Raw genomic sequence first — 7,095 nt, 5'->3', positions numbered from 1 at the left:
TTCCCTCTTTGCTGTTACAGGTATTCCGAAGCAATCAATATGGAAGTATAACCCTCTATCTCACTCATGCTTCGCACAACCGGATAGCCATCTGACCCATCTTTCAACAATTCATAGGCCAGCGCATTTATTCTTTTATGCATCAACTGCTGCATCACCTCCCGTTTCTGATTGGCCAGATAAAGCAGGGAGATAAGCAATTGATTGGGGGACAACAGCTGACGTTCTTCCGCATCCGGAGGAGCCACCTTTAACACCACATCGCACCTAAAGGGTTCTTCATGATTGGAGACAATCTTTGCACCTGCTTCGGAGAAATCATGATCGTAATAATTAGCAGCATTTCCGGCACCACTTTCAATAACGATTTCATGTCCGTTGGCCGTAAGTAATTCAACGCCCTGCGGAGTGAGGGGAACACGATTTTCGCCTTCTTCCCTTTCGCAGGGAATACCAAATGACATAGACTTCTGTTTCCTCCCTATCTCCATCAATTCTTCCATTGGAGCAAGGCCGGCCTGATTCATAGCAAAATAGTACGATGCATTTTTTCGAAAATCCCCCATAGCGTTTTTCTTATTTCGGGATTAAGTTACACAATTCATGTGACTTTTAATGTTCTGGAACCATCCTCTTCTTCTTCGATGTAAACATCAAGCCTGTCGTCGGGCAAAACATCGGCTACTTTTTCGGGCCATTCAATGAGGCAATAATGATTGCTAAAAAAGTAATCCTCATACCCCATGTCAAAAACTTCGGTAACATTTTTCAGCCTGTAGAAATCGAAATGAAAAATTGTTTCGCCCTCTTTACCTTCATACTCATTAACAAGCGCAAAACTTGGACTCGTAACAGTGCCTTCCACACCCATAACCCGGCATAAACCTTTGATAAAGGTAGTCTTTCCCACACCCATATTTCCATAAAAAGCCACCACCTTATGCTTTTTTAATAGTGGCATAAATTCATGGGCTACCCTTTCCACATCCGATTCTGACTGAATGGTAAGTTTCCGACTCATAACTATTCATTATTTTAATACTTCCACAAAAATACAACAAAGATCATCAACTCGGATGGGGACAAAGACTTTTCATCTCAACGGAATCAACTCTACCAGGGGAACCATCATCTCCTCCAGCGAAACACCCCCATGCTGAAAAGTATCTTTGTAATAATTGACGTAATAATTATAGTTGTTGGGATAGGCAAAAAAATCGTCACCCTTGGCAAAAATATAGGATGTGGATACATTGGGGCGGGGAAGAAAGACCGCTTCAGGAGACTTCACTTCAAAAACATCCTTGGCTTTATAAGCCAGGTTTTTTCCCTGTTTAAACCGCAAGTTTGTGTTGGTATTCCGGTCTCCAACCACTTTCACAGAATGCTGAACCCTAATGGAACCATGATCTGAGGTTAGTATTACTCTGACCTTTTCTGACGACAACTTTTTAAGCAACTCAAAAAGAGGAGAATGCACAAACCATGAGCGGGTGAGCGACCGGTAAGCCGATTCATCAGAAGCCAGTTCACGTATCATTTTAATTTCAGTACGCGCATGCGAAAGCATATCTACAAAATTATAGACCAGTACTGACAAGTCATTATTCAACAGTTGTCCATAGTTTTCAGTCAGTTTCCTACCGGCTTCATTGTCGCTGATTTTATGGTAACTAAAAGAAAAATCCCGACGCATGCGTTTAAAGAAGGTCTGAATCAACTCCTCTTCGAAGTTATTGCGTCCGCCTTCTTCATCATCGTCCACCCAATAATCGGGATAAAACTCTTTGATCTGGGAAGGGAGAAGTCCTGAAAACAGAGCATTTCGGGCAAACTGGGTTGCAGTGGGCAGAATACTGCAATAGGTGGAATCGAAAACGACTTCGAATAAAGACCGGATATCATGTCTAATGGTCTCCCACTGGTCTAGTCTGAAATTATCAATAACCACCCAAACTACCTTTTCACCTTTGTCCAACTTTGGTAGAACCGAATGCTTAAAAACACGGTGCGACATAAGTGGTGCTTCATCGTCCACCAGCCAATGTTCATAATTTTCTTTTACGGTGCGTGCAAAGAGCTGATTGGCTTCTCCCTTTTGCATTTTCAATACCTCGTCCATCGGGCTGTCGGTACTCTGCAATTCAAGTTCCCAAAAAACCAGTTTCTTGTAAACTTCCTGCCATTCCGCCATAGTAAGTTTATCGCTCATGCGAAAGCCCAGATTTGAGAACTCTGCCTGGTAGGCACTGGTCGCTTTTTGGGAAACCAACCGTTCCCTGTCCACATGTCGTTTGATGGATGACAAAATTTGATTGGGCTTTACCGGCTTTATCAGGTAATCGGAAATTTTACTTCCGATGGCCTGATCCATAATGTCCTCTTCTTCACTTTTGGTGATCATAATGACAGGTAAGCTTGGGCGTAACTCTTTCATTCTTGAAAGTGTTTCCAGACCACTTAAACCAGGCATGTTTTCATCCAAAAAGACAAGATCAAAACGCTGAGTTTCCAGATTTTCCAGTGCGTCATTCCCATTGGAAGCCGTTTCAACAAAAAACCCCTTCTCTTCCAAGAAAAGTATGTGGGCCTTCAGATGTTCAATCTCGTCGTCCACCCAAAGAATTCTGATTTTCTTAATTTCTTCCATAACTCATCTATTCTCTAACATAAGGTTCTTCAGGAATCTCGCTTTCAGTTATTATGATGGCCGACGGATCACTGCCCGGCAAATATTTCTCAAGGAAAAACTGTCGGTACTCTTCAAGGTCGGAAGCAGATTTCAGCTTTCCGTAATTATCCTCAGAAATAAGCAACAACAAAGGTCTCCCCGGATTTGTAACAGCAAATACCGAAGGATTGTTTAACAATGCAAAGAAGTAATCCAGTCCTACTCTGCTGTTATTGAAAGGGCCCGTTTGCAAAGTATTGTAAGCAGCCTCCACCGTTCCACTTTCCAGTTGAAGTCCCCCCACGGTATATCGGTCAAAATTAAAATTAGCCAGATAAAACAATATCTGGTTGACATCCGCATCGGGCTGAAGGGCAATCAACAAATAGTGCACCTCCTCAGGCTGAAATACATACTTTCCGGTCTCATCTTCAGATTGTGAAGCATCTCCAGCTTCCCAAAGCTCTGAGCGCTCTGCCACCGATGTGTTCAACAGATCTTTTTCGGGATCATGCCCCTGCTTCAGCATTTCAAGCCAGTGTCGTGCCACATCGGCCTGCGATGAGCGTGGGTAAGCATCTGTCAGTGCCAGCAATCCATTTCGGAAAGCATTTCGATTCCCTGTCTGACTGTAAGCCGCGGCATTTAGCAACATTGCCTGAGGCATTATATCTTCATAACCGGATTTGAGAATAGTACTGGTATTATCCAACGTCCTGTTCCAAAACCCCTCTTTAAAGTCTCTGAAAGCTTCAGCATACAAAGTGTCCAACACTTGTTCCTGTGCTTCCTTTTTTTCGAAATAATCCGGGTCTTCAACAAACGCAGCAAACCTACTATCAGGAAAATCATCCTGTATTACCTGGCCGTAATGCGACAAGCAAGGGCGGTCCGGTATTTCAGCACAGGAAAGATAAATACCCATCAACGCCTGTTCACGAAAACCGGTCTGAGGATACTGGCTAATCAATTCTTCGAACCGGTCAATGGCCTCTGAATGTTTTTCAAAGTTCTGCGCCAACAAATGCCCGGCATTAAACAGGGCTTTCTGAACTTTCAACTGTGAAATCTCCATCTCTTCAGGTGTCAGGGGCAATCCGGAGATTAGTGCCTGCCTGTCAGGTTTACCGGCTTCCTCCCGCATTTCTGTTTCCGCAACAGGACCCGGCGGTTCCTGACTAAAGGGATCGGCAGGCATCATCCCGTCATTGGCGCCTAAATCTTGTTGCTGAATCTGTGCCTTCTTATTTTTCCTACGCCAGTTATCTTCCAGTTCCCGCCTTCCCCAACGCTTCTCAAACTCCATTTGTCCCAAACTAATCATGGTCTGATTGTAAAAATACCATTTCCCTGTCTCATCAGTACTCTTATTTCCCCTGTTGGCAAAATTCCGGTAAAAGAATGCATCATCCATCTGACCACCAAACTGTTCCTGCTCCTCCTGTTCCTGCATCGATGCCAACAGATTGTCGATAAACTGAGCCCTCTCTTCTTCCGAAAGCGCTGCAATGCGCTGCACACTGTCTTCATGTGAAATAGTGCGTAAACTTTCAGCCAGTGGTGTCAGCTTACGACGAAACTGTTGAATCTCAGAGACGCCAGGATAATTCTGAGGTAAAGCAGTAAGGGTAGAATCATAATAAGCATCAGCCGCCACATAATCTCCCGACTGAAAATAAATATCTGCCATGCGCTGGTAGATGTTTCCGGCAAGAATACGGTTTCTATCTCCATAGCCGGCTGCCAGCTGCAGGTTTACCAACGCATTGAGTGTATCCCCTTCCCAAAAGTGTGTTTCGGCAATGGAAAAAAATATTTGGTCTCTATAATCGAGGTTTTTGTATTCTCTGGCATATTTTTTAAGAATCTCCCTCGACTTTGCGGAATTATCGGGCCCTCCTGAAAGTAAAGCATTTTTCACTCGTGCATAAATCACCATCTCGTAATCGGGGTTCATCGCAACAACCTTTTGATATGCATCATAAGCCAGTTCTGAGCGATCAAGTTTCTCGGCTACCTGGCCCAAAATAAAAAACCAACGAATTTTTTGCCAGCGGTCGGTTGCATTTTCGGCAGCCAGGCGGCAATATTCCACCGCATTTTCATAATCATCCTGCATCAGCCAAAACCAGGCATAAGTAGCTGAAGCTGCCGGGAAAAATTGTTTTTCATTCTCCACTCCGCTGGAATAGCGTTCGAGACTAAGTCGGGCATTCTGTAAATCACCCATTTCAATGTAAGCCCGGGCAATCCAAAGCATCGCCTCAAACCTCACAGATTTTTCGGGGAACAATTGAAGCACCATATTAAATGCTCCTATTGCTTCGTACCATTCCCTTGAATAGATATGTGACTTACCCATTAACATATAGGCATCATCTACCCATCGATTAAACTCCCTTTGATTGTAAAAAGCACGGTATTCCTCCGTGGCGCCTCGTGCGGAACGACTGGGCTTGACAGTAATAGAATGTTTCTCAATGAGTTTGTAAGCTTTTCGGATAGCCCTGTTCATATCAGAAGATGAAACCTGACCTCCCGAGTTTTCAGAAAAAGCAAACACCGGTAATACTTTGGTATAATCATTCGTTACCGACTCCCGCATTTTATCCTGCCCACGGTCAAAACTCTGCTGTCCGTTGAATAAAACATTATACCTGGCAGTAAGATTGTGGTATCCGCGCGATAGCCAAGTGTTTTTCTGTGTTGAACACCCAAAAGAGACCAAAAGAACAAGTAAAAATATTATAGAAATTTTCTTCATGTACAAAACCAGACTGATAATACATTATAAACTACCCTATGGCAAAAATATTTCACAAATTGAGTAAGAAAAAATACTTTTAACCTGATTAATTCAGGAACACTCGTTGTCCAAAAAAACAATTTAGATTACGACCGGTGCAATGAATAACCCGGAAATTTGAAAATCCAAAACAATTACCAACAAAGATAATCATCTGGGTGGAAGTTTATTTGAAGCATCCCAGCTAATTTACCTTTTATTTTAACCCATGGGTAATACAACAACAGGTTCATTGAGAAATATTTAACTAGGATCACAGCCATGAGAGTTGACATTATTGAGGACGATGCTGTTTTCAGTAGAATGATTGAGCACATATTAAAACAAACCGGCCATTGTGAAACCGGGGTTTATCACGAAGGCAAAAGTTTTCTGATGCAACTCTCTCCCCAAACAGACGTGGTGACACTGGACCTTGGTTTACCTGATATTTCGGGAGCCGAATTGATGAAAAAGATCAAAAATTTCAATCCCGAAATTGAGGTAATTATCATTTCTGGACAGGACAACATCAGTCTGGCAGTTCAGCTATTAAAAGAAGGTGCTTACGATTACATTACCAAAGATGAAAATATCAAAGAGCGACTTTTGCACACCCTGAAGAAAATCCGTTCCAATCAGGAACTCAGGCAGCAAGTGGTCCAACTCAAAAATGAAGTCTCGGATAAATATCCTTTTCATGACACTCTTTTAGGAAACAGTTCTGCCCTTAAAAGCACTTTCTCTCTCATTGAAAAAGCAACCAAGGTGCCGAACATAAATGTCTCAATTTTAGGCGAAACAGGGACGGGAAAAGAACTGGTGGCCAAAACCATTCATTACAACTCAACCCGAAAAAATCACCCCCTTTTAAAAGTCAATATTACGGCAATGTCGAAAGAGCAACTGAAATCGACACTTTTCGGAATCGAAAAAGGAGCCTTTCCGGAAGCATTGATGACAACCAAAGGAAAGTTTGAAGAAGCGGGAGAAGGCACCCTTCTGCTGGATGAGGTCACCGATTTTGATGCTGACATGCAAATTGCATTGCTAAATGTTTTTCAGGAAAGAAAAGTCCGACGTATTGGAAGCAATGAAGAACGGGCCGTAAAATGCAGAGTTATTACCATCACGTCTTACGACTTGTTACAAGCCGTAAAGGAAAAAAAATTCAGAGAAGATTTATACTACCAACTGGTTGGCCTGCCCATCACCATGCCTCCCCTCAGGGAAAGAGGAAAGGACGTAATCATCCTGGGCGATTATTTTCTGCAATTGTTCTGTCAGAAAAACAATTTGCCCCCAATGAACCTATCATCAGGGGCAAAAAAGAAGTTATTGTCACACGATTATCCGGGAAACATTAGGGAATTAAAGGCCATTATTGAACTTGGCGCTGTTCTGGCCAACAGCTCCGTCCTGGAAGAACGGCACATTGTTTTTAACCATTCTGACCCTACCCCTGAACTCTTTCATGAGGAACTCACCATGAAAGAATACAACGACCGCATCATCTTCTATTTCATGAGAAAATACAACAATGTAATGGAAGTTGCCAGGCGACTGGACATTGGAAAATCGACCATCTATAATCTACTAAAAAAGCGAAAAGAAGAGGACGAAACTTCTTAACCAGGCA

At 42.8% G+C, this 7,095-nt stretch carries 5 protein-coding genes; 1 reads left to right on the top strand and 4 read right to left on the bottom strand.

Annotated features, from left to right (window positions below; all coding sequences use genetic code 11):
* Nucleotides 1–14: 14 nt before the first annotated feature.
* The 4 genes from QZZ43_RS10650 to QZZ43_RS10635 all read right to left on the bottom strand — a co-directional run bounded on the left by QZZ43_RS10650 (nt 15) and on the right by QZZ43_RS10635 (nt 5,435).
* Nucleotides 15–566: a hypothetical protein gene (locus QZZ43_RS10650; protein ID WP_291858842.1), complete on the bottom strand. Its 552-nt coding sequence runs from the start codon at nt 564–566 to the stop codon at nt 15–17.
* 35 nt (nt 567–601) lie between these two features.
* Nucleotides 602–1,021 (bottom strand): tRNA (adenosine(37)-N6)-threonylcarbamoyltransferase complex ATPase subunit type 1 TsaE, encoded by a 420-nt coding sequence (gene tsaE, locus QZZ43_RS10645; RefSeq protein WP_291858839.1) that lies wholly within the window; start codon nt 1,019–1,021, stop codon nt 602–604.
* Nucleotides 1,022–1,093: 72 nt separating this feature from the next.
* Nucleotides 1,094–2,650, bottom strand: coding sequence for a PglZ domain-containing protein (locus QZZ43_RS10640; protein ID WP_291858836.1), 1,557 nt, complete (start codon nt 2,648–2,650; stop codon nt 1,094–1,096).
* 7 nt (nt 2,651–2,657) lie between these two features.
* On the bottom strand, nt 2,658–5,435 hold the full coding sequence (locus tag QZZ43_RS10635) for a tetratricopeptide repeat protein (protein WP_291858834.1): 2,778 nt from the start codon (nt 5,433–5,435) through the stop codon (nt 2,658–2,660).
* Nucleotides 5,436–5,738: 303 nt separating this feature from the next.
* Here QZZ43_RS10635 and QZZ43_RS10630 point away from each other — a divergent pair, with 303 nt between their 5' ends.
* A complete protein-coding gene (locus tag QZZ43_RS10630; RefSeq protein WP_291858831.1) occupies nt 5,739–7,088 on the top strand; it encodes a sigma-54 dependent transcriptional regulator in 1,350 nt (449 codons plus the stop codon).
* The last annotated feature ends 7 nt before the right edge of the window (nt 7,089–7,095 follow it).

This window comes from Marinilabilia sp. (assembly GCF_016278715.1).
Taxonomy (GTDB): Bacteria; Bacteroidota; Bacteroidia; order Bacteroidales; family Marinilabiliaceae; genus Marinilabilia.
The sequence above is the reverse complement of the archived record's forward strand: the minus strand, read 5'-3'. Positions and strand labels throughout refer to the sequence as shown.

Excerpts from the sequence above, each read along its gene's own strand:
- QZZ43_RS10650 (WP_291858842.1), bottom strand. The coding sequence starts at position 566 with ATGGGGGATTTTCGAAAAAATGCATCGTACTATTTTGCTATGAATCAG.
- tsaE (WP_291858839.1), bottom strand. The coding sequence starts at position 1,021 with ATGAGTCGGAAACTTACCATTCAGTCAGAATCGGATGTGGAAAGGGTA.
- QZZ43_RS10640 (WP_291858836.1), bottom strand. The coding sequence starts at position 2,650 with ATGGAAGAAATTAAGAAAATCAGAATTCTTTGGGTGGACGACGAGATT.
- QZZ43_RS10635 (WP_291858834.1), bottom strand. The coding sequence starts at position 5,435 with ATGAAGAAAATTTCTATAATATTTTTACTTGTTCTTTTGGTCTCTTTT.
- QZZ43_RS10630 (WP_291858831.1), top strand. The coding sequence starts at position 5,739 with ATGAGAGTTGACATTATTGAGGACGATGCTGTTTTCAGTAGAATGATT.